At 71.5% G+C, this 20,807-nt stretch carries 17 protein-coding genes; 9 read left to right on the top strand and 8 right to left on the bottom strand.

From position 1 onward, the window contains the following. From GU5_RS0112980 to GU5_RS0112955, 6 genes are all read right to left on the bottom strand, one after another. A partial coding sequence (locus GU5_RS0112980; protein WP_010526006.1) for a sugar phosphate isomerase/epimerase occupies positions 1-540 on the bottom strand: 540 nt, incomplete at its 3' end. Between the two features lie 165 nt (positions 541-705). Continuing rightward, positions 706-1,962, bottom strand: a complete 1,257-nt coding sequence (locus GU5_RS0112975; RefSeq protein WP_010526005.1) for an ABC transporter substrate-binding protein — start codon at positions 1,960-1,962, stop codon at positions 706-708. 264 nt (positions 1,963-2,226) lie between these two features. Continuing rightward, positions 2,227-3,513 carry an ABC transporter substrate-binding protein gene (locus tag GU5_RS0112970; protein ID WP_010526004.1) on the bottom strand — a complete coding sequence of 429 codons (1,287 nt, stop codon included), beginning with the start codon at positions 3,511-3,513 and terminating at the stop codon, positions 2,227-2,229. 255 nt (positions 3,514-3,768) lie between these two features. Beyond that, the gene (locus GU5_RS0112965) at positions 3,769-5,310 is read right to left on the bottom strand and encodes a serine hydrolase (protein WP_010526003.1); all 1,542 of its coding nucleotides are present in this window, start codon (positions 5,308-5,310) and stop codon (positions 3,769-3,771) included. After that, positions 5,307-7,226, bottom strand: a complete 1,920-nt coding sequence (locus tag GU5_RS0112960; protein WP_010526002.1) for a DUF2264 domain-containing protein — start codon at positions 7,224-7,226, stop codon at positions 5,307-5,309. The genes GU5_RS0112965 and GU5_RS0112960 overlap by 4 nt, the downstream gene beginning before the upstream one ends. Positions 7,227-7,324: 98 nt before the next feature. Further along, entirely contained in the window at positions 7,325-8,617 is a 1,293-nt protein-coding gene (locus GU5_RS0112955) for an ABC transporter substrate-binding protein (protein ID WP_010526001.1), read from the bottom strand. A 270-nt stretch (positions 8,618-8,887) separates the two neighbouring features. On the opposite strand from GU5_RS0112955, the gene GU5_RS0112950 reads away from it, so the two are divergent. From GU5_RS0112950 to GU5_RS15695, 3 genes are all read left to right on the top strand, one after another. Continuing rightward, positions 8,888-9,226: a PadR family transcriptional regulator gene (locus tag GU5_RS0112950; RefSeq protein ID WP_010526000.1), complete on the top strand. Its 339-nt coding sequence runs from the start codon at positions 8,888-8,890 to the stop codon at positions 9,224-9,226. A gap of 1 nt (position 9,227) precedes the next feature. Then, a complete protein-coding gene (locus GU5_RS0112945) occupies positions 9,228-10,169 on the top strand; it encodes a permease prefix domain 1-containing protein (protein ID WP_010525999.1) in 942 nt (313 codons plus the stop codon). Positions 10,170-10,272: 103 nt separating this feature from the next. Next, a complete protein-coding gene (locus GU5_RS15695; protein ID WP_010525998.1) occupies positions 10,273-10,692 on the top strand; it encodes an RpiB/LacA/LacB family sugar-phosphate isomerase in 420 nt (139 codons plus the stop codon). Positions 10,693-10,723: 31 nt separating this feature from the next. Here GU5_RS15695 and GU5_RS0112935 read toward each other — a convergent pair whose 3' ends face one another. Continuing rightward, positions 10,724-12,022 (bottom strand): ABC transporter substrate-binding protein, encoded by a 1,299-nt coding sequence (locus tag GU5_RS0112935; protein ID WP_010525997.1) that lies wholly within the window; start codon positions 12,020-12,022, stop codon positions 10,724-10,726. Positions 12,023-12,315: 293 nt separating this feature from the next. Next, positions 12,316-13,332: a LacI family DNA-binding transcriptional regulator gene (locus GU5_RS0112930; protein ID WP_010525996.1), complete on the bottom strand. Its 1,017-nt coding sequence runs from the start codon at positions 13,330-13,332 to the stop codon at positions 12,316-12,318. 120 nt (positions 13,333-13,452) lie between these two features. On the opposite strand from GU5_RS0112930, the gene GU5_RS0112925 reads away from it, so the two are divergent. The 6 genes from GU5_RS0112925 (at position 13,453) to GU5_RS0112900 (ending at position 20,784) form a co-directional block, all read left to right on the top strand. After that, positions 13,453-14,619: a Gfo/Idh/MocA family protein gene (locus GU5_RS0112925; RefSeq protein WP_010525995.1), complete on the top strand. Its 1,167-nt coding sequence runs from the start codon at positions 13,453-13,455 to the stop codon at positions 14,617-14,619. 41 nt (positions 14,620-14,660) lie between these two features. Next, positions 14,661-15,956: a dihydrodipicolinate synthase family protein gene (locus GU5_RS15690; protein ID WP_050806696.1), complete on the top strand. Its 1,296-nt coding sequence runs from the start codon at positions 14,661-14,663 to the stop codon at positions 15,954-15,956. Continuing rightward, the gene (locus tag GU5_RS0112915; protein ID WP_010525993.1) at positions 15,953-16,849 is read left to right on the top strand and encodes a sugar phosphate isomerase/epimerase; all 897 of its coding nucleotides are present in this window, start codon (positions 15,953-15,955) and stop codon (positions 16,847-16,849) included. The genes GU5_RS15690 and GU5_RS0112915 overlap by 4 nt, the downstream gene beginning before the upstream one ends. A 167-nt stretch (positions 16,850-17,016) precedes the next feature. Then, the gene (locus tag GU5_RS0112910) at positions 17,017-19,161 is read left to right on the top strand and encodes a DUF6807 family protein (RefSeq protein ID WP_010525992.1); all 2,145 of its coding nucleotides are present in this window, start codon (positions 17,017-17,019) and stop codon (positions 19,159-19,161) included. Next, positions 19,158-20,291 (top strand): Xaa-Pro peptidase family protein, encoded by a 1,134-nt coding sequence (locus GU5_RS0112905; protein ID WP_010525991.1) that lies wholly within the window; start codon positions 19,158-19,160, stop codon positions 20,289-20,291. Before GU5_RS0112910 ends, GU5_RS0112905 begins: the two co-directional genes overlap by 4 nt. Positions 20,292-20,355: 64 nt before the next feature. Continuing rightward, positions 20,356-20,784, top strand: a complete 429-nt coding sequence (locus tag GU5_RS0112900) for a universal stress protein (protein ID WP_010525990.1) — start codon at positions 20,356-20,358, stop codon at positions 20,782-20,784. Positions 20,785-20,807 lie beyond the last annotated feature (23 nt).

Here is a 20,807-nt window from a genome sequence, read left to right as displayed (position 1 = left end):
GAGCACGCCGACCAGCGAGGTGTCGGCGAGCCCGTCGACCAGCTCCACCGTCTCCGCGCCGGTCGGGTGGGAGTCGTGAGTCTCGACCAGCAGCCGCACGCCGGCGGCGCGCAGCTCGTCCAGCACCGCGGAGATGCGCCGCCGCGCCCGGTCCCGCTGAGTGAGGCGCAGCCGCTCGGCCTCGGCCGCATCGCGCGCGGCCGACGGATCGGTGCCGCCGCCGGGGAAGACGCGGATGTTCTCCGCCCCGACGAGCTCGGCCAGCCGGATGAGTCCGCGCAGCTCGGAGAGGACCTCGGCATCGTCGTCCGGCGAGCAGACCTGCACATAGCCCGCCAGCGTGGCGACGGCGAGTCCGGCCGCTCGCACGCGGCGGCCGATGTCGACGGCGTCGTCGTCGCGGATGCCCAGGTGCAGCGCCTCGTCGGCGTGCACCCGCAGCTCCATCCCGTCGCAGCCGCCGTCGACGGCGACCTCGATCGCCTCGTCGATCGGCGCGGACGGGATGCCGAGCGTGCTCACGGCGAACTTCCAGCTCATGCGGTGTTCCTCCTCGATCAGTCACCGACGGTCTCGGTCGAGCTGCGACGGCCCGTGCCAGGAACGACGTCCCAGGTCTGGTCACATCGTGCCGGCGACGAGCCCGAGGTATGACCGAGAGCAGGACGTCGTCGCCGACCTTCCGGCCTCAGACCGGCGCAGCTCCTACTCCAACTCGGCCTCCATCTCAGCATGCATCGCCGCGGCCGCCTCCGCGGGAGACCGCCGCCCGAAGAAGACCTCGTCCTGGTAGCGGTACAGGATCGAGCCGAACTCCGAGCCCCCGGCCGCCGTGACCGGCTCCGGTTCACCGACTTCAGGTTCGATCGCGTCGATGTAGTCGGCCGTCGACCGCTGCATCCCCTCCATGCCTTCGGAGACCATCGAGCGCACCTCGCTGTTCGGCGGGAGGCCGCGCTCGGCCTTCAGGATCTGCCCGGCCTCGGTGGAGTTGGCGAAGAAGTCGATGAACTCCTGGGCCTCCTCCGGGTGGTCGGTGCCGGCCGAGGCGGAGAGGAACTGCGAGGACTTGTACCAGGGCGCGGCGTCCTCGGCCTCTCCGGTCGGGCTGGGGAAGCGCAGCAGCTCCATCTCGACGCCCGCGGCGTCGGCGAGCGCGACCGCCTCGTTCGACCACCAGGTGCCCAGCGCCAGCTCGCCGCTGCCGGTCAGCGACTGCTCCTTGCCGATGTTCTGGTCCTCGCTGATCGCCTCGGCCGGCGGAGTGCCGCCCTCCTCGAGCAGGTCCAGGTAGAACTGGAAGTACCCCTCGGCGTCGGCGGGCTCGAAGCCCAGCCCGCCGTCCTCGCCGCTGAGATGCGCACCGTGCTGGCGCAGCCACAGCGTGAAGCCCGAGGGCTCGCGGGGAGCTCCGGCGCCCCAGGCGCCGTCGAGGTCCTCGGAGAGCTCCACGGCGAGGTCGGCATACTCGTCCCAGGTCCACGTGGTGTCATCGGGCATCTCGACGCCGGCCTCCTCGAAGAGCTCAGGGTTGGCGACCATGACGAAGGAGTTGATCCCGATGGTCGTGCCGTACATCTCTCCGTCGATCCGGCCGTTCTCCACCACGCTCTCGTCCACCTGGGAGACGTCGACGTCGTCGAGGGCCAGCAGCGCTCCGCGATCGGCGTACTCCCGGATGTACTGTTCGTCCATCTGCATGATGTCCGGAGCGTCGTCCGCCGCCGTCTGCGTCGCGAGCTGGTCCCAGTAGCCGTCCCAGCTGCCGAATTCGCCCTCGACGGTGATGTCGGGGTGCTCCTCCTCGAAAGCATCGATGACGTCCTGGGTGAGCTGGTGCCGGGTGTCGGCGCCCCACCAGCTGAACCGCAGCGTCACGTCCTCATCCTCGCCGGAGGCTCCGGCCCCGCAGGCGGTCAGGCCGACGGCGGCGACCGTGCCCAGCGCCGCGAAGCGGGTCATGCGTGCAGTCCTCGACATGCTTCCTTCTCCTGTTCGTCAGCCCGACCGGGATCGGCCGCGCAGATTGATGCGTGATCGTTCACTCATCGCACTCCCGGCCGGATCCGGGATGATCCCGGATCCGGCCCGACGCGCTCTCTTGAGAGATTCCGTCCGAGACGTCTCACGACATCTCGGACTCCGTTCGCTCGCCGCCCCGGCCGGCGCTGCCGCGCCGGCCGGGGACCCCTGCTCGCTCTCTTGAGAGATTCCGTCCGAGATGTCTCACGACATCTCGGACTCCATCTCCGCGATCATCTGCTCGGCGGCCTCCTCCGGCGACTGGCGGTCGAAGAACACCTCATTCTCGTAGCGGAACATGATGTCCTGCAGCGCGGAGAAGCCCGGCGCCGGGACCGGCTCGGACTCGCCGAGCTCCGAGCCGATCGCCTCGACGAACTCCGCCGAGGTCTGGTCGGCGCCGTCGAGCTCGGAGACGACCGACTCGCGGACCTCCTCGTTCGCCGGCAGCCCGCGGTCGACCAGGTTGAGCTGAGCGGCCTCCTCAGAGTTGACGAAGTAGTCGACGAACTCCTGAGCCTCCTCCGGATGCTCGGTCCCCGCCGAGACCGACATCATCATCGATGACTTGTACCAGAGCCCGTTGTCCTCGGCGCTGCCGGTCTCGCTCGGGAAGCGCAGCAGCTCCAGGTCGACGCCCGAGGCGCCGGTCAGGGCGCTGAGCTGGTTCGTCCACCAGGAGCCCAATGCGGCCTCGCCCTGCCCCATCAGCGCCTGGTCCGGGCCAGTGGTCTGGTTCTCCGAGATCACCGAGGCCGGCGGCAGGCCGCCCTCGTCGACGCGCTCCTTCCAATAGGACAGGTACTCGGCGGCGTCGGCGACCTCGAAGCCGAGGTCGCCCTCCTGGGTCGTCAGATGCTTGCCCTGCTGACGGAGCCACACCTGGAAGGCGCCGGGCTCGTTGGGCTGGGAGGCTCCGTAGGAGCCCTCCGGGAGGTTCTCGGAGAGCTGCGCGCTGATCTCGGCGTAGTCCTCCCAGGTCCAGGTGGTGTCGTCGGGCATCTCCACGCCGGCCTCCTCGAAGAGCTCCGGGTTCGCCGCGATCGCCAGCGAGTTGATGCCGGTGGTGATGCCGAACAGCCCGTCCTCGGTCGTGCCGTTCTCCACGATCGACTCGTCGAAGGTCGAGGTGTCGACGTCGGAGAGGTCCAGCAGCGCCCCGCGGTCGGCGTACTCGCGCAGGTACTTCACGTCCATCTGGATGATGTCCGGGGCGTCGTTCGCCGCGGTCTGGGTGGCCAGCTGGTCCCAGTACCCGGCCCAGTCGCCGTACTCACCCTCGACGGTGATGTTCGGGTGCTCCTCGTTGAAGGCGTCGATGATCTCCTGGGTGGTCTCGTGGCGGGAGTCCGATCCCCACCAGGTGAAGCGCAGGCTGACATCGTCGCCCCCGCCGTCGCCGCCGTCGGCGTCGCCGCCGCATGCGGTCAGCGCGACGGCCGAGACGGAGGTCAGGGCCACGATCTTGGAGAGTCGCGAGAAGTTCGTCATGAGATTCCTCTTCATCGAGTGATCGGTGCGGTGCCGACGCCGAGTCCTGCGCTCCGGTGGTGCCACCTTGTGATGCAGGTCACTCGGCAATCGGTTTCCACTGACTGTATGGCCGCGTCGGAAGGCCGGTCAACGCATAGAGTGCCCTTCAGCGGTGCCGCTTTGACATGCAGTGATCCACCCTGCGTATGAATCGACCCGCTCAGGTGAGCATCACGGCATCGCGGTGCCCGACGATGTCGACGAAAGTCCACGTCACCGGCGCTGACCGACCAGCACGCCCTCGAACTCGTCGGCGAAGAACTCCGCCGCCCGGCGCATCCGGCAGACCACACGGCCCCCGTCGAGATGGAGCAGGATGCTGAGCTGGGCCAGCCACTCGTCGGTGACCTGCGAGCGCACCAGCAGCGTCTCGGCGTCGAGCCAGGCCCCCGAGCTGTGCGTCTCGTACCCGTGCCCGGGCAGCGGATGCTCGAGGTGATGTCCGATGCCGAAGGGAATGCGCCGTACGGCGCCGTCGGCGGTGGTCAGCGTCAGCTCGCCGGAGTCCGGATCGCATCGCAGCGCCAGCCCGACGACGCCGAGCGCGTTCTCCTCCAGCGTCTGGTCGAGGCGCAGCCCCTCGCGGCCGACGGCGGACGGCGCCGCGCCGGAGACCGGCTCCAGCTCCAGCCGACGCGGTGCGCAGTCCGGGAGCACCAGCATGTCCGGCCGCGCGGCGGCCTCGCCGCCGGCAGTCGGGCGAGCCTCCCCGACGTCGGCGGCCGCCGGATCCAGCAGCTCCTCCCAGAGCGCGTCGTGGAGCAGCTGCACATCCGACTCGACGTGCTGGCTGTCGCCGGTGACGACGACGGCGACGTCGAGCTCGGGCACGCAGAGCATCAGCTGTCCTCCCATCCCCCAGGCGGCGAAGGTGCCGCGACGACACCGCCAGAACTGATATCCGTAGCCGTGCTGAGCCTCAGGATGGCCGAAGCTCCCGCCGACGGTCGGCACCTGGGCGGCCACGGCCCGGCGCAGATAGTCGGCGGAGACGACCTGCCGCCCTCCCGCGGCGCCGTCGCGCAGGCACAGCAGCGCCACGCGCGCCAGATCCCGCGGCGTGCAGGAGAGCCCGGATCCGCCGTGGCCGACGCCGATCGAGTTGTCGGCGACCTCGCGCCAGGGCGGCGACCCTCCGCGCTGCTCCTCCGTCAGCCCCAGCGGCGAGCGCAGCGCGACGATCTCGCCCTCGAAGCCCAACGGTCGGCCGAGCCGTTCGGCGAGGAAGTCCTCGAGCGGCACCCCGCCGACCCGCTCGACCAACGCGGTCAGCACCACAGTGGCGGTGGTGTCGTAGGAGAACAGCGCACCGGGCGGCCGCGTGGGCGGCACGGTGAAGAACGAGCGCACCCAGTCCGCGTCGGCGACTCGGGTGTGCGGACTCTGCGCATGCGGCGTGCGCATGGTCAGCAGGTCCTCGATCGTCGTCGCCGCCGCATGTGCGGAGATCCCGTCGGCCGGCGCGACGTCGCCGAGATGGTCGAGAACCCGATCCTCGAGACGGACCGCGCCGTCGTCGACGAGCATTCCGACCGCCAGTGAGACCAGCGACTTGCCGGCCGAGTAGAGCCGGTGCCGACGCTCCGGCCCGTAGGGATGCCGATAGGTCTCGTCGACCAGGCGTCCTCCGTGGACCACGAGCAGGGAATGGATGACCAGCCCGCGATCGGCCAGCCGCGGCAGCAGCCGGTCGCCGACCCGGGCCCGCCACCAGCCCGCCGACGGCGCGGACTGCAGACGGGTCTGCGGGCTCATGCCGACGCCGATTCCGTGCGGGCCACCTCGAGAGGATCGAAGCGCACGGTGGTCGTCACGTCCTCGCCGGCCCAGCGGAAGGAGACCTGCTCGTCGTCGACGACCAGCTCCTGCACGCCGGTCAGCGGAGCGATCTCCCCGGTGCCGGTGAGCCGAGCGAGCGAGACGAGCACCGCCGAACCCTCGACGTCGGCGCGCACCGCCGGGATCGCGACCCACTGCGCGAAGGCCGTGCCAGCCGGCGAGGTCAGGGTCTCCTCGTCCTCCCAGCCGTGCAGCCCGCGCAGCTCCGACCGCACGTCGCCGGCCGGATCCGCCGCCCAGCCGGCGTGCCGGACCTCCACCGGATGCACCGCGTCGAGCACCCGGTCGATGCGCAGCTCCTCGGCACCGCGGACGACGACGACCGACTCCACGCGCAGCCCCGGCAGGGCCGCCATGCCTGTGGGGAAGATCGGTCGGTGCCAGGATCCCGCCCAGGCCCAGCCGCCCCCGCCGCCGGCGCCCAGCGGGTGGATGCGCCGTCGCACGCTGCGCCGGCCGCGGAACTGCACCGAGACGTGGTTGTCGGCGACCTCGCCCCTCGCCGTCGGCCCGGTGCTGGTGGAGTAGGCCAGCCGCGCGTAGAGCGGATCCTCGGCGGCGGCGTCCTCCCCCTGATGGGGGCGCATATGGTCGCTGCCATGATTGTGCACCCGCACGACGCCGTCGTCGCGGGTGGTCTGCACCGCCCAGCCGGTCTGCTCCATGCCGAAGGCGAGGTCGTCCCGCTCGATCGGCCGCTCGGTCTCGGTCGCGCGCCACAGATCGGAATCCTCCCCGAGCAGCAGCGCGACGAAGGCCTTGGAGGCCCACAGCGGCGAGGCCGGCCCGGAGTAGGACTGCACCGTCGCGGCATGCGGACCATGCCAGCCGAGGCTGAGCAGGCCGTCCTCGCCGATGCTGCCGCGGTCCAGGAAGTAGCGCAGCGAGGAGTTCAGCACCCGTTTCGACTCCCCCGGATCCATCGGCGTGTCACCGGTCAGCGCGCCGAGCCCGACGGCGGTGGAGGCGGCGAAGCGGTAGGTCAGCGAGCGGCCGAGATGCAGCGGGGCGCCGTCGGCGCCGAAGAGGTGCCGGACCTCCTGCAGGTGCTCCTCGAGCCGCGAGCCGTGCACGCCGGAGGTGCCGGCCAGGTGGTCGTCCAGAACCGGGTAGAAATGCAGCGCCCACCCGTTGTAGTGGTCGAAGGAGCGGCCGTCGCCGTCGGTGTACCAGCCGTCTCCGCAGTTCCAGGATTCCAGCAGGTCCAGCGCCCGACGGCGGACGCGGGCGGTCTGCTCGTCGCCGCGGCCGACCGATTCCAGGAAGCCGGCCACGGTGTGGGGGAAGAGGTACCAGTTGTTCGACGCCGGCAGCGCGTGCAGAGCGCCGGAGAGCCAGCGGGCGACGCCGTCCTGCACGTGCTCGTCCAGCTGATCCCAGAGCCAGGGGCGGGTCAGCCGCAGCGACAGCGCCAGACAGGCCGACTCGACCATCGGCTGGCCGCCGGCGTCGACGTCGCGGATGGGCAGCCACGGCTCGGCGCCGAGCTCGTCGGATCGGGCCCCGCCGGCGCGCAGCCCGTCGGCGTAGCGCTCCAGCCAGCCGTGCGGGTCCTCGCCCTCGGCGCCGGCCACGCGGAAGGCCGCCGCCAGCATGGAGCGGGCGAATCCCTCCAGCCCGTCGGACTGCGGGCCGCTGCGCGAGGCCCGTCCCGGCAGGTTCAGATGCGCCCGGCCCGGGCTCGCCCAGTGCCAGGCGGACCCCACCAGATGGTCGGTCACCGCGACCCAATGGTCCCGGGTGAACCCGGTGTACGGGCTGGCGGCGAAGTCCTCGGCGGGAAGCTCCATCGGATGCCCGGCCCCCTGCTGCGACGCTGCGCGTGTGGTCATGTCCGTCCCTTCTCGTCATCCCGTTCGTGCATGAGCCGCCCCGGGCGACGACGTGTCGTCGACGTGGCCCGGGGCGGAGTCGATCCCCGTCCGGCGGCTCAGCCCACCGCGGACTCGATCTCCTCGAAGGCCTGTTCCCCGGCCTCCTCCGGCGAGAGCCGCTCGAAGAGCAGCTCCGCCTGGTAGCGATGCATGATGTCCTCGAGCTCCCCAGCACCCTGAGGAGGCACCGGCGCCGGGTCGGAGACCTCGGGGGCGATGTCCTCGAGGAACTGCGCGGCCTCGGCCTCGGAACCGTCGAGCTCCTCCAGCACAGCCTCCCGCACCTCGGCGTTCGCAGGAAGCCCCCGGTCGGTCAGGTTCGCCAGCCCGGACGTCTCGGAGTTCACGAAGAAGTCGATGAACTCCTGGACCTCCTCCGGATGGTCGGTCTCGGCGCTGCCGGAGAGGAACATCGAGGCGCGGTGCCACATGCCGTTGTCGGCGGCGCTGCCGGCGGGACTCGGATACCGCAGCAGCTCCAGATCGCCCGCAGCATGCTCGACGACGGTGGGGTACAGGTTCGACCAGCCGTAGATCAGGCCGACTCCGCCAGTCGCGATGAGCGACTGCTCCACCCCGGCGCTGCGGTCCTCCTCGATGACCGAGGCCTCCGGGAAGGTGCCGTCCTGCGCCAACTGATCGAGATGCTCGAAGTAGGAGACCAGATCATCGGAGCTCATCGCGAGAGCTCCGGCGTCGTCGGTGACCCCCGCACCGTGCTGCCGCAACCACACCTGGAGCCCGGCCACCGGTTCGAAGGGCGCCATCGACCCGTGCGCCTCATCGCCGGAACCGGCGACCTCCTGCGTCACCTGCGCATAATCGTCCCACGTCCAGGTCGTGTCGTCCGGAAGCTCGACGCCGGCCCGGTCGAAGACCGACGTGTTGGCGATCATCGCCACGGAGGCGAACCCGGTGGGAATGCCGTACTGCCCGCCGTCGGACCGCCCCTGCTCGAGCAGCATGTCTCCGATCTGCTCGGTCTCGACCTCGGTGATGTCCATCAGCGCCCCACGTTCGGCGTATTCGCGCAGGTAGGCCAGGTCCATCTGGATGATGTCCGCGGCGTCGCCGCCGGCGGTCTGGGTCGCGAGCTTGTCCCAGTAGCCCTGGAAGTCTCCATACTCGCCCTCGATGGTGATGTTCGGATGCTCCTCCTCGAAAGCGGCGATGACCTCTTCAGTGTTGGCGGTGCGCTGGTCGGAGCCCCACCAGGAGAACCGCAGCGTGACATCCCCGCCCTCTCCGGCGGCGTCTCCGCCTCCCCCGCAGGCAGTCAGCGCGATGCCGGCGACGGTCAGCAGTCCGGCGGTCCGAACTGCGACTCTATAGTGATTCCTCGTGCTCATTCCCATCATCCTCTCCGTCGAGCGGGTTCGAGTGAACGTTCACTTTCCGCCCTCCGGCGCGGTACCGGCTCGGAAACGTGATGCTTCCAGCGGGCGGCGAATCGTTTCACCTACAGCCTCATGTGCCCTGGGTCACATGTCAAGCGACGTGACTGACCGACTGGAGACGACGGGCGAACCTCCCCTGCCGAACCGCCCCGCCCGACGGCCGCGAGGCATGCAGCGGTGCGTCGTTGCCAATACTGTGTCTCACACACTACAGTGCGAGTCATGAGCCATGCCGACGTCACGTTCAGCGTGCACCTCCAGGAGCTCCGCCGCGGCACGATCGTGCTGGGCTGCCTGCGTCTGCTGGACAGACCCGACTACGGCTATCGCCTGCTGGAGCAGCTGCAGCAGCACGGCCTCGCCGTGGACGGCAACACCCTCTACCCCCTGCTGAGGCGCCTGGAGAAGCAGGGGTTCCTGACGAGCGAATGGCAGGCCGCCGACCCCAGGCCCCGGAAGTTCTACCGCACGAGCGAAGCCGGCGAGGAGCTCGCGGAGGCCCTCGAGGCCGACTGGCGACGACTCACCGCCGCCGTCGATTCACTGACCGAGGAGAGCTGACATGACCACCTGGACGAACCGCTATCTGGCCGCGGTCATGCGCGCAGTGCCCGAACAGACGCGCGACGACCTCGACGCCGAGCTCCGATCGACCATCGACGACGCCGTCGCGGCCCGCACGGACGGCGGTGAGCCGCAGGAGGACGCCGAGCGCGCAGTCCTGACCGAACTCGGCCATCCCGAGCGTCTGGCCGCCGCATCGGTCGACCGCCCGCTGCATCTTCTGGGGCCCTCGGTGTATCTCGACTGGCGCCGCGTGCTGCGCATGCTCCTGATGCTGGTGCTTCCCCTCGCCGCGATCGGCACCGCACTGGTGCGCATCCTCGCCGGAGCCTCCGCCGGAGAGGTCCTCGGCGGCACCCTCGCCACGACGATCACCCTCGGCATGCACCTGCTGGTCTGGACGACGCTGCTCTTCGTCGTCATCGAACGCACCGGCCGGGGACCGGACAGGTCCGACTGGTCGCTGGAGGCCCTTCCCGAACCCCGTCCGGACGGCGGCGGGCGGTCGGACCTCATCGCCACGCTGATCTTCCTGGCGACCGTGGTCGGCGCCGCCGTCTGGGACCGCTTCGTCGGCTTCGTCCAGATCGACGGCGCCCCTCTGCCGCTGCTCTCTCCGGAGCTGTGGCCGGTGTGGATCCTGCTGCCTCCAGCCGTCCTCGCCGCGGCGGCATTCGCCGTCGCCCTGCACCGGGCGCCCGGCTGGACCCGCTCCCTGGCGGCGGCGAACACGCTGCTGTCCGTGCTCGTCGCCGGCGCCGTCCTGGCGCTGCTCGCCGGCGGGTCGCTGCTCAACGCCGAAGCCTTCGAGCTCCTCGCCGAGGACGAGGACTCGGTGCGCACGACGGTCGTCGTCGGATCGGCGCTGGGAACGGTCGTGATCTCCGGCTGGAGCATCCTCGACGGATGGCGGAAGGCTCGGAGCCGCACCGGGCGATGACACCGGCACGACGTCGGCGCAGCTCCGAAGCAGGGACGGTCGCGGGGTGTGGCAGGCTGTCCCACGGGCCCATGACCACACCACCAGCGAAGGACAGGCACTGATGGACGAACTGCGCATCGCCCTCGGCTCCGACGTCTCCGGCCACCCCCTGAAGTCGAGCATCGTGGAGATGCTCCGGGAGCAGACGACGGCGGAGGTCACGGACGTCGGCGTCGACAGCCCGGAGGACGCGGGGATGGACCACGCCGACGCGGCGACCCGGGTCGCCCGGCTCGTCGCGGAGGGGACCGCCGATCGCGGCCTCCTCTTCTGCGGCAACGGACTCGGCGTGGCCATCGCCGCCAACTCTGTCGACGGCGTCTCCGCCGTCACCGCCCACGACGTCTTCTCCGTGCGCACCTCCCTCTCCCGGAATCGGGCGCAGGTGCTCTGCATGGGGGCCGAGGTGATCGGCGCCGGAGCCGCAGCCGAACTGGTGAGGGACTGGCTCGCCGAGCCGATGCCGGCACCGGCGGACTGAGTCCCGGCGGGTACGGCCGTCCGGCCCGCGCTCACCCCTGCAGCTCGCCCTCCATCTCGGCGTGCATCGCCTCGGCCGCCTCGGCCGGCGCCTGGCGCCCGAAGAGCACCTCGTCCTGGTAGCGGTAGAGGATCTCCTGGAAGGTCGAGCCGCCCATCGCCGGCACCGGCTCGGGCGGGCCGAGCTCGTCCTCGATGTCGGCGATGTACTCCGCCACGGCCTGCTGCGGCCCCTCGAGCTGCTCGGTGATCTGCTCCCGGATCTCGGTGTTCGGCGGGATGCCCCGCTCGGTCATCTCGATCTCCGCGGCCTCCTGCGAGTTCACGAAGAAGTCGATGAACTCCTGCGCCTCCTCGGGATGCTCGGTGTCCGCACTGGCCGAGAGGAACATCGAGGACTTGTACCAGGGTGCGGCCCCGTCCTCACCATCCTCCGGGCTCGGGAAGCGCAGCAGCCGCAGCTCGGTGCCGACCGCTTCGCTCAGCGCCACGGTCTGGTTGGACCACCAGGCGCGCATGGCGACGTCGCCGCTGGTGGTCAGCGAGTCGTCCGGCCCGACGCCGTGATCCTCGGCCAGCGCCGAGGCCGGCGGGGTCGCCCCGGCGTCCAGCATCTCCTGGATATAGGCGAAATATTCCTCGGCGTCGGCGGGCTCGTACCCGAGCTCGCCGTCCTCGGTGCTCAGATGCTTGCCGTGCTGGCGCAGCCAGGTCTGGAACCCGCCGGTCTCGTCGAAGCCGCCCGCGCCCCAGGAGCTGTCGAGATTCTCCGAGAGCTCGACGGCGACGTCCTGGTAGTCCTGCCAGGTCCAGCTGGTGTCATCGGGCATCTCGACGCCGGCCTCGGTGAAGTGATCCGGATTCGCCAGCATCACGAAGGCGTTGATGCCGATGGTGATGCCGTACTGGGCGCCGTCGGACTGCCCGTTCTGCACCACCGACTCGTCCATCTGCGAGACGTCGACGTCGGCCAGATCCAGCAGCGCGCCGCGGTCGGCGTATTCACGCAGGTACAGCTCGTCCATCTGCATGATGTCCGGAGCGTCACCTCCGGCGGTCTGCGTGGCGAGCTGGTCCCAGTAGCCGTCCCAGGGTCCATAGCGACCCTCGATCGTGATGTCCGGGTGCTCCTCCTCGAAGGCTTCGATGATGTCCTCGGTGTTCTGGTGGCGGGTGTCGGAGCCCCACCAGCCGAACTCCAGGGTGACGCCCTCGCCGTCGCCCCCGCCGCCGTCGTCGCCACCGCAGGCGGTGAGCAGCAGCGCCGTCGCCAATCCGGAGGCGGTGAGGATCCTGATGCGGCCGCGGCGGACCGTGCGGGCGGATTCCATGAGAGCTCCCCTCGTCGTGATGCGTGCTCTCATCATGATGTGATTCGTATCACACGTCAATGGAATCGAGAAGCCCGATGGAAACCGCTCTCTGCTCTCTGCGAGTCAGGGCTCATGCCCGATTCGAACCGGACGAGGCGCCCGTCGACGCTGCCGATGCCGCCGATGCCGCCGATGCCCCGCCCTGCACGGGCGAAGGCACTCCCCGGCGCTCGGCCCAGTTCTCCCCATGGAGTGTCAGCCGCCCAGCCCGACTGGACGGGGAATGACGGCGCCCAGTCCCGCCGACAGCCTCAGTCCCGCCGGGTGCTCTCGCGCAGCACCGGCGTGCCCTCGACGACGGTCCAGCGGTCGGCGTCGCCGTTGTGCAGCGTCATCGCCGCGGTCATCCGCCCGATCTCCTCCAGCGGCAGGCGCACCGTGGTGATCGTCGGGCTCTGGTCGGCCAGCGTGGGAATGTCGTCGAAGCCGGCCAGGGCGATGTCCTCGGGCACGCGCAACCCCGCTTCACGCACAGCGGCCAGCGCGCCCAGCGCCATGACGTCGGAGACGCAGAACAGACACAGCGGCCCCGCACCCGGCCCACCGACCGCTCCGGAGCGGATCAGCTCGCTCATCAGGAAGTAGCCGCCGTCGCGGCTGAACGCCCCGTGATGGACCGCCTCCGGCTTCACTCCGGCGGCACGCAGCTTGGAGGTGAACCCCGCAGTGCGCTGGGCGGCGGTGGTCAGCTGCTCCTCGCCGGCGAAGACGACGAACCGCCGATGCCCGAGCTTGAGCAGCTCGCCGGCCAGCGCCGCCGCGGACCCGTCGTTGTCGATGCGCACGCCCCCGGCGTTGCTCAGCGGCTGACCGATCATCGCCACTTTGCCGCCGTTGTCCTGGTAGGTCTCCAGCACCTTCTGCAGCGCGGCGTCGTCGGCCAGGCCGCGGGAGCCGGCCAACATGATCGCGTCGGTGCGATAGGACATGAAGGTGCGCACCGCCTCGACCTCGGCCTCGGCCTCGCGCTCGGTGGAGGCCAGCATCAGCTGGACCCCGGAGCCGGCCAGTCCGCGCTGGGCCCCGCGGGCGATCGAGGAGAAGTACGGGTCGGCGATGTCGTGGACGATCAGTCCGGTGAGCCCGGCGCTGGAACGGGCAAGCGCTTGCGCCTGCGCGTTCGGGAAGTAGCCGAGCTCGTCGGCGGCGGCGCGCACCCGCTCCGCGACGGCCGGATTCGGCCGGCGCGAGGACCCGTTGAGGACACGGGACGCCGTGGACTGCGAGACGCCGGCGGCCTTGGCGACGTCGGCCAGGCGGACTGCCATGGACCAGCTCCTACTGTGACTGTTGACACATACTTCACGGCGAGTCTACCCTGGAAAGCGCATTCCGGCATCATCGCCGCGACGACCGCATACAGATCCACCTGTCAGGAGTCCTGTCACATGTCTGAACCCCGCGTCCTCCGCATCGCCATGAACGGCATCACCGGCCGGATGGGCTATCGCCAGCACCTGCTGCGCTCGATCCTCCCCATCCGCGACCAGGGCGGCATCGAGCTGCCGGACGGCTCCAAGGTCACCGTCGAGCCGATCCTGGTCGGCCGCAACGAGGACAAGATCCGCGAGCTCGCCGCGAAGCACGACGTCGAGCACTTCACCACCGACCTCGACGGCATCATCCGGGACCCCAGCGTGGACATCGTCTTCGACGCCTCGATGACCTCGCTGCGCCACCAGACGCTGTCGGCGGCGATCGCGGCCGGCAAGCACCTGTTCACGGAGAAGCCCACCGCCGAGACCCTCGACGGCGCCGTCGACCTCGCGCAGAAGGCCTCGGCCGCCGGGGTCACCGCCGGAGTCGTCCACGACAAGCTCTACCTGCCGGGCCTGATCAAGCTGCGTCGACTGGTCGACGAAGGCTTCTTCGGCCGGATCCTCTCGCTGCGCGGCGAGTTCGGCTACTGGGTCTTCGAGGGCGAGCACCAGGAGGCCCAGCGGCCGTCGTGGAACTACCGTCTGGCCGACGGCGGCTCGATGACCACCGACATGTACTGCCACTGGAACTACGTGCTCGAGGGCATCGTCGGGAAGGTCAAGTCGGTCACCTCGCGCACCGCCACCCACATCCCGCAGCGCTGGGACGAGAAGGGCGAGCGCTACGACGCCGACGCCGACGACGCCGCCTACGGCATCTTCGACCTGGAGACCCCCGACGGCGACGACGTGGTCGGCCAGATCAACTCCTCCTGGGCGGTGCGCGTCTACCGCGACGAGCTCGTCGAGTTCCAGATCGACGGCACGCACGGCTCGGCGGTCGCCGGCCTGCAGAAGTGCGTCGCCCAGCAGCGCGCCCACACTCCCAAGCCGGTGTGGAACCCCGACCTGCCGGTGACCGAGTCCTTCCGCGACCAGTGGATGGAGGTCCCGGACAACGCCACCTTCGACAACGGCTTCAAGGCCCAGTGGGAGGAGTTCCTGGCCGACGTCGTCGCCGGCCGCGAGCACCGCTTCGGCCTGCTCTCCGCCGCCCGCGGCGTGCAGCTGGCCGAGCTGGGCCTGCAGTCCGCCGCCGAACGCCGCACCGTCGACATCCCGGAGATCACCCTGTGAGCACCACGAGCACCGACACCAGCACCACCACCAGCACCCGGCTGCCCACGCTGACCCTGCCGACGCCCGAGGGCGGCACGGTCGAACACACGATGACCGGCCAGACCGATCCGCGCGTCGGCGCATTCACCCGGCCGAGCGAGCCGCTGAGATCGCGGGTGGTCTACGCCGCCGCCCACGTGGTCCCGCGCATGGACGCCGAGAACGTCCCGGGCGCCCCGGCGGCGCCGGACTGGGAGGCCACGCTGGCCTACCGCCACGAGCTGTGGTCCTACGGCCTGGGCGTCGCCGACGCGATGGACACCGCCCAGCGCGGCATGGGCCTGGACTGGGCGGCGACGAAGGAGCTGATCCGCCGCTCGGCCGCCGAGGCCGCCCGCGTCGTCGAGTCCGGGGCATACCCGGCGCTCGCCGGCAGATCCGTGCGCGACCTGATCGCCTGCGGCGCCGGCACCGACCAGCTGGACCCCGCCGACGTCGAGCCCGGCGCGGCCGGCCTGGACGCCGTCCGGTCGGCCTACCGCGAGCAGCTGGAGGTCGTCCAGGGCTCCGGGGCCAAGACCATCCTGATGGCCTCGCGCGCCCTCGCGAAGGTCGCCTCCGGCCCGCAGGACTACCTCGCCGTCTACGGGGAGCTGCTCGCCGAGGCCGAGCAGCCGGTCATCCTGCACTGGCTCGGCCCGATGTTCGACCCGGCGCTGGCCGGCTACTGGGGCTCCGACGACGTCGCCGCGGCCACGGAGACGTTCCTCGAGCTGATCGAGTCGAACCCCGCGAAGGTCGACGGCGTGAAGGTCTCGCTGCTCGACGCCGAGCACGAGAAGCGGCTGCGCGCCCGGCTGCCGGAGGGCGTGCGCCTCTACACCGGCGACGACTTCAACTACCCGGAGCTCATCGACGGCGAGGAGCAGGGCGCCGACGGCTGGCAGCAGTCCGACGCGCTGCTGGGCATCTTCGCCGCGATCTACCCGGCGGCCTCCACCGCGATCCAGGCCTACGACGCCGGCGACGCCGCCCGCGGCCGAGCGATCCTGGACTCCACCCGGGAGCTGGGTCGGCACATCTTCGCCCACCCGACGATCTACTACAAGACCGGGGTGGCGTTCCTGTCCTGGCTCAACGGCCACCAGAGCGGCTTCCAGCTGGTCGGCGGGCTGCACGCCGGCCGCTCGCTGCCGCATCTGGCCCGGATCTTCGTCCTCGCCGACGCCGCCGGACTGCTCACCGACCCGCAGCTGGCCGCCGAGCGCATGCGCGCCGCGCTGATCGTCGGCGGCGTCGACCCCGACGGCGGATCGAGCGCCGGCGGCACCGGTGCGGAAGGAGGCGCCCGATGAGCTTCGAGCTCTCGCTGAACACCGGGACCACCCCGCGGCTCTCGCTGCGCGAGGCCGTCGAGGCCGTCGCCGCCGCCGGGCTGGAGCACATCGGCCCGTGGCGACACCTGCTGGCCGACGCCGGCGGGGCCGAGGCCTCGGCGAAGATCATCGCCGAGGCCGGGCTGAGCGCGACCACGCTCTGCCGCGGCGGCTTCCTCACCCCGTCCGAGCCCGCCCAGCGGGCCGAGGCGCTGGAGTCGAACCGTGCCGCGATCCGCGAGGCGGCGACGATCGGCGCGAACGAGCTGATCATGGTCGTCGGCGGACTGCCCTCGGCCGCACATCTGCTCGGCGGCTCCGGCGACCGGTCGGACAAGTCCGTCGTCGACGCCAGAGCCCGGATGGCCGAGGGCATCGCCGAGCTGGTCCCGTACGCCGCCGAACACGGAGTCCGGCTGGTGCTCGAACCGCTGCACCCGATGTACGCCGCCGACCGCGCGGTGCTCTCCACCCTCGGCGAGGCGCTGGACATCGCCGGCGAGCATCCGGCCGAGACGGTCGGCGTCGTCGTCGACACCTTCCACGTGTGGTGGGACCCGCAGCTGGGCGAGCAGATCGCCCGCGCCGGCCGCGAGGGGCGCATCGCCAGCTACCAGGTCTGCGACTTCAACCTGCCCATCGCCTCCGATGCGCTGAAGTCCCGCGGCATGATGGGCGACGGGCACGTCGACTTCGCCACGATCAGCCGCTGGGTCTCCGAAGCCGGCTACACCGGTCCGGTGGAGGTCGAGATCTTCAATGAGGAGATCAACGCCCAGGACGCGGCCGCCACGCTGGAGACCATGACGGCCCGCTACGGCGAGCTCGTGCTGCCGGCGCTGCGGGCCGCGGCGCCGACGCCGGCGTCCTGAGCCGCCCGCCGAAGCCCGCGAGACCGCCGAGAGCCCGCCCGCGGGCATCGAGTGGCCGCTCCTGACGACATTCTTCCGTCCCGCGCCCGCCGCAGGGCCGGAGATCTCGTCAGGAGCGGCCACTCGATCCATCCGCAGACCGATCCAGCCGCATTCCGAGGAGAGAGATGACCGACGACGCCCCCGACGACCCCCGCACCCCGACCTCCGTGCTGCTGGTGGGACTGGACGGCTTCGGCCGCCGCCACCTGGCGAACCTCGAGCGGCTGGCCGCGCTCGGCCGCGCCGAGCTCATCGCCGGCGCCAGCCTGACCGACCCGGGACCGGAGGTCCGCGGGGACATCCCCGTCCACGCCACGCTGACCGAGGCGCGCGAAGCCGGGCACCGCCCCGACGTCGTCATCATCTCCACCCCGATCAACACGCACTTCGACCTCGCCCGCGAGGCGATGGACATGGGCGCCGACGTGCTGCTGGAGAAGCCGCCGACGGCGACGCTCGCCCAGCACCGCGAGCTGCTGGCCCATGCCGAGGCCGCCGGCCGCCGGGTGCAGGTGGGCTTCCAGTCCATCGGCTCCCACGCGCTGGAGGCGATCGAGCAGCTGCTCGCCGCGCCCGAGTCCCCGGGCGGCATCGGTGAGCTGCGCGCCGTCTCGGCCACCGGGCTGTGGCTGCGCCGGCAGGCCTACTACGACCGCGCGCCGTGGGCCGGCCGACGGGTGCTCGACGGCGTCGAAGTCGTCGACGGCGTGGTCACCAATCCGCTGGCCCATGCCGTGCGCACCGCGCTGCACGTCGCCGGAGCGCGGCGGGCCTCCGACGTCGACGACGTCGCCGTCGAGCTGCACCACGCCCACCGGATCGAGGCCGACGACACCTCCATCGTGCGGCTGCGCACTGCCGCAGGGCTTCCGGTGACCGCCGCGCTGACGCTGTGCGCGCCGGAGGAGCAGGAGCAGTACCCCTGGGTGACCGTCCACGGCACCGAGGGGCAGGCGGTGCTCTACTACACCCGCGACGAGCTGGTCATCACGCCGAACCGCGAGGCGCCGCAGAACGCCGACGACGCCGGGGAACCGCGCACCGTCGTCCATGGCCGGACCGACCTGCTGGAGAACCTGCTCGACGTCCGCGACGGGACCGCCGGGGCGCTGCTCTCCCCGCTGGAGGACGCCGACGCGTTCATGCAGGTCCTCGAGGCGGTGCGCACCGCGGAGGCGCCGGCGGCCATCGGCGAGGAGCACCTTCAGCAGGTCGACTCCGGCCCGGAGCGTCATCCGGTCATCCCGCACATCGCCGACTACCTGGCCCGGGCGACGAAGGCGCCGTCGACGTTCTCCTCGCTGGGCGCCCCCTGGGCCGCGCCGCCGGCGACCGACGGCGAGCTGACGATCCGCGACGCCGGCGCCCGCCGGGCCGTGGCCGAGCTGCGCACCGGCGAGGATCTCTCCCCGACCGACTCGCCGCGGCCGTTCCTCGACCGCGTCCGCACCCGCGGCGGCGTCGTCGTCACCGACCAGCAGCCGCTGGACCACACGTGGCATCTGGGCGTCTCCGTGGCCCTGCAGGACGTCGACGGCACGAACTTCTGGGGCGGACGCACCTACACCCGCGACGCCGGCCGGTACATCTGGCGCGCGGACCACGGGCGGATCCGCCCCGCCGAGCAGCGGCTCACCCACGACGTCGCCGCGCTCGACGGCGGCTCCCGGCTGCACCAGCGGCTGGACTGGATCGATGACCGCGGCGCGGCGCTGCTGGTCGAGGAGCGGTCGGTCACAGCGGCCGGTCTCGGCTCCGCCGGCGCCGCCGGCCCCGACGTCCCCGACAGCTGGGCGCTGGACGTGTCCTTCGCGCTGACCCCTGCGGTCGACCGGACGGTGATGCTGGGCAGCCCGGGCTCCAACGGACGCGTCGGCGGCGGCTACGGAGGCTTCTTCTGGCGGCTGCCGGCCGTCGAGGACGCCGCCATCTGCACCGCCGAGGCCGAGGGCGAGGAGGGGGTGCACGGCAGCGTCACCGACTGGCTGATGTACTCGGGCCGCTTCGGCTCGGTGCACGGCGGCGGCGAGGCCACCCTCGTGCTGGCCTCGACCGACGCCGACCCGTGGTTCGTGCGCTGCTCGGGCTACCCCGGAGTCGGGATGTCGCTCGCCTGGGACGCGCCGGTGGCCGCCGAGCCCGGCCGGCAGGTCGCACGCCGGGTGCGCGTCGCCGTCGTCGACGGCCGACTGGACCGTGACCAGGCCGCCGCCCTCGGCGAGCGGCTGATCGACGAGCCGGCGACCGTGCCGGCGGAGGAGCGAGCATGACGCAGCAGCCCCCACAGATGTCCCCTACCGCGGAGCTGGCCGCCAAGCACCGCCGGCTGGCCGGCGTGCTCGACGAGATCGGCGCCGACGGACTGGTGCTCTCCTCCGAGGGCGCGCTCTCCTGGCTGCTGGTCGGCGCCCGAGTGCACATCAGTCTGGCCGGCGCGCCGATCCTGCGTGCCCTGGTGACTCGCGAGGGCGTGGAGATCGGAGTGTTCTCCAACGAGGCCGCCCGCATCCGCGAGGAGGAGCTGGCCCCGCTGGCCGACGCGCTGGACGACGGCACCGTCACCCTGCACCCGATCGCCTGGCACGCCGACGTCGACGCCGTCGCCTCCTGGTTCCCGGCCGCGGCGGACTGGACGCTGGTCGACGAGGGCTCCGCCGCCCTGCCGCTGCGCGCGGCCCGGGCGAGCCTGCTGGCCCCGGAGATCGAGCGCTACCGGACGCTCTGCCGCGAGTCCGCCGAGGTGCTCACCGACGTGCTGTCGACGGCGACGCCGCAGACCTCCGAGTTCGAACTCGCCGCCGAGCTGGGCGGTCGGCTGACCGCCCGCGGCGCCGAGCCGGTGGTGCTGCTGGCCCAGGGCGCCGACCGGGCCGTGCACCGGCATCCGCTGCCGACGTCGGGCCCACTGGGTCGCCGGGCCATGGCTGTGGTCTGCGCCCGGCGCGGCGGGCTGATCGCCGACGTCACCCGGTGGGTGGGCTTCGGCGACCCGGTCGAGGGCGAGGACGCGCTGGATGCCGCGATCCTCGACGTCGAGGCCGACATCTTCGCCGCGCTGCGCCCCGGCGTCGCGCTGGTCGACGTGCTGGAGACGATCCGCCGGGCCTATCCCGCTCGCGGCTTCGACCCCGAGGAGTGGACCCAGCACCACCAGGGCGGAGCCGCCGGCTACCAGGGCCGCGACCCGCGCGTCGCGCCCGGAGTGCCGGACGTGCTGCACCCCGACCAGGCCTTCGCCTTCAACCCGACCGGCTTCGACGCGCGGCGGGTTCTCGGCGCGAAGGTCGAGGACACAGTGCTGATGCGTCAGGATGGAGACGTCGAGGTCCTCAGCCTCGACCCGCGCTGGCCGAGCATCGAGGTCGCCGGACGCGACCGGCCGGCGACGCTGCGGCGCTGAGCGCCGCCGTCGGATCTCGATTAGGCTGAACGTGACAAGTACCACTCGACCAAGGAGAGTCCCCATGTCAGCACCGATCATCGTCGGCGTGGACGGCAGCGAGACCGCCCGAAAGGCGGCCGAGCAGGCGCTCGAGCTGGCCCGTGCGCTGGGCGCCGAGCTCAAGGTGATCTCGGCCTACAGCCAGGACCGCAGCGAGACCATCCAGAGCGGGTCCGACAAGTGGGTCGTCTCCGACGCCGACAACGCGCTGCACACCGCCGAGAAGGTCGTCGCCTCGCTGGACGCCGACGGCGTGACGGTCACCCCGGGCGCGGAGTTCGGCCGGCCGGCCGAGGCGCTGCTGGCCGCCGCGGAGAAGAACGACGCGCAGATGATAGTCGTCGGCAACCAGCGCATCCGCGGCATGGGCCGCGTGCTGGGCAGCATCGCCACCTCGGTGGCGCACAACGCCGACTGCGACGTGCACATCGCCAACACCTACACGGCCTGAGGCCGCGGGGCGGGCTCGACGTC

Origin of the sequence: Nesterenkonia sp. F, assembly GCF_000220985.1 — a bacterium.
Lineage (GTDB): Bacteria > Actinomycetota > Actinomycetes > Actinomycetales > Micrococcaceae > Nesterenkonia.
This window is presented reverse-complemented; position numbering and strand designations above follow the sequence as displayed.

Excerpts from the sequence above, each read along its gene's own strand:
- GU5_RS15695 (WP_010525998.1), top strand. The coding sequence starts at position 10,273 with ATGGACGAACTGCGCATCGCCCTCGGCTCCGACGTCTCCGGCCACCCC.
- GU5_RS0112960 (WP_010526002.1), bottom strand. The coding sequence starts at position 7,226 with ATGACCACACGCGCAGCGTCGCAGCAGGGGGCCGGGCATCCGATGGAG.
- GU5_RS0112950 (WP_010526000.1), top strand. The coding sequence starts at position 8,888 with ATGAGCCATGCCGACGTCACGTTCAGCGTGCACCTCCAGGAGCTCCGC.
- GU5_RS0112935 (WP_010525997.1), bottom strand. The coding sequence starts at position 12,022 with ATGGAATCCGCCCGCACGGTCCGCCGCGGCCGCATCAGGATCCTCACC.
- GU5_RS0112905 (WP_010525991.1), top strand. The coding sequence starts at position 19,158 with ATGACGCAGCAGCCCCCACAGATGTCCCCTACCGCGGAGCTGGCCGCC.
- GU5_RS0112930 (WP_010525996.1), bottom strand. The coding sequence starts at position 13,332 with ATGGCAGTCCGCCTGGCCGACGTCGCCAAGGCCGCCGGCGTCTCGCAG.
- GU5_RS0112975 (WP_010526005.1), bottom strand. The coding sequence starts at position 1,962 with ATGACCCGCTTCGCGGCGCTGGGCACGGTCGCCGCCGTCGGCCTGACC.
- GU5_RS0112910 (WP_010525992.1), top strand. The coding sequence starts at position 17,017 with ATGACCGACGACGCCCCCGACGACCCCCGCACCCCGACCTCCGTGCTG.
- GU5_RS0112970 (WP_010526004.1), bottom strand. The coding sequence starts at position 3,513 with ATGACGAACTTCTCGCGACTCTCCAAGATCGTGGCCCTGACCTCCGTC.
- GU5_RS0112965 (WP_010526003.1), bottom strand. The coding sequence starts at position 5,310 with ATGAGCCCGCAGACCCGTCTGCAGTCCGCGCCGTCGGCGGGCTGGTGG.
- GU5_RS0112955 (WP_010526001.1), bottom strand. The coding sequence starts at position 8,617 with ATGAGCACGAGGAATCACTATAGAGTCGCAGTTCGGACCGCCGGACTG.
- GU5_RS0112900 (WP_010525990.1), top strand. The coding sequence starts at position 20,356 with ATGTCAGCACCGATCATCGTCGGCGTGGACGGCAGCGAGACCGCCCGA.
- GU5_RS0112915 (WP_010525993.1), top strand. The coding sequence starts at position 15,953 with ATGAGCTTCGAGCTCTCGCTGAACACCGGGACCACCCCGCGGCTCTCG.
- GU5_RS0112925 (WP_010525995.1), top strand. The coding sequence starts at position 13,453 with ATGTCTGAACCCCGCGTCCTCCGCATCGCCATGAACGGCATCACCGGC.
- GU5_RS0112945 (WP_010525999.1), top strand. The coding sequence starts at position 9,228 with ATGACCACCTGGACGAACCGCTATCTGGCCGCGGTCATGCGCGCAGTG.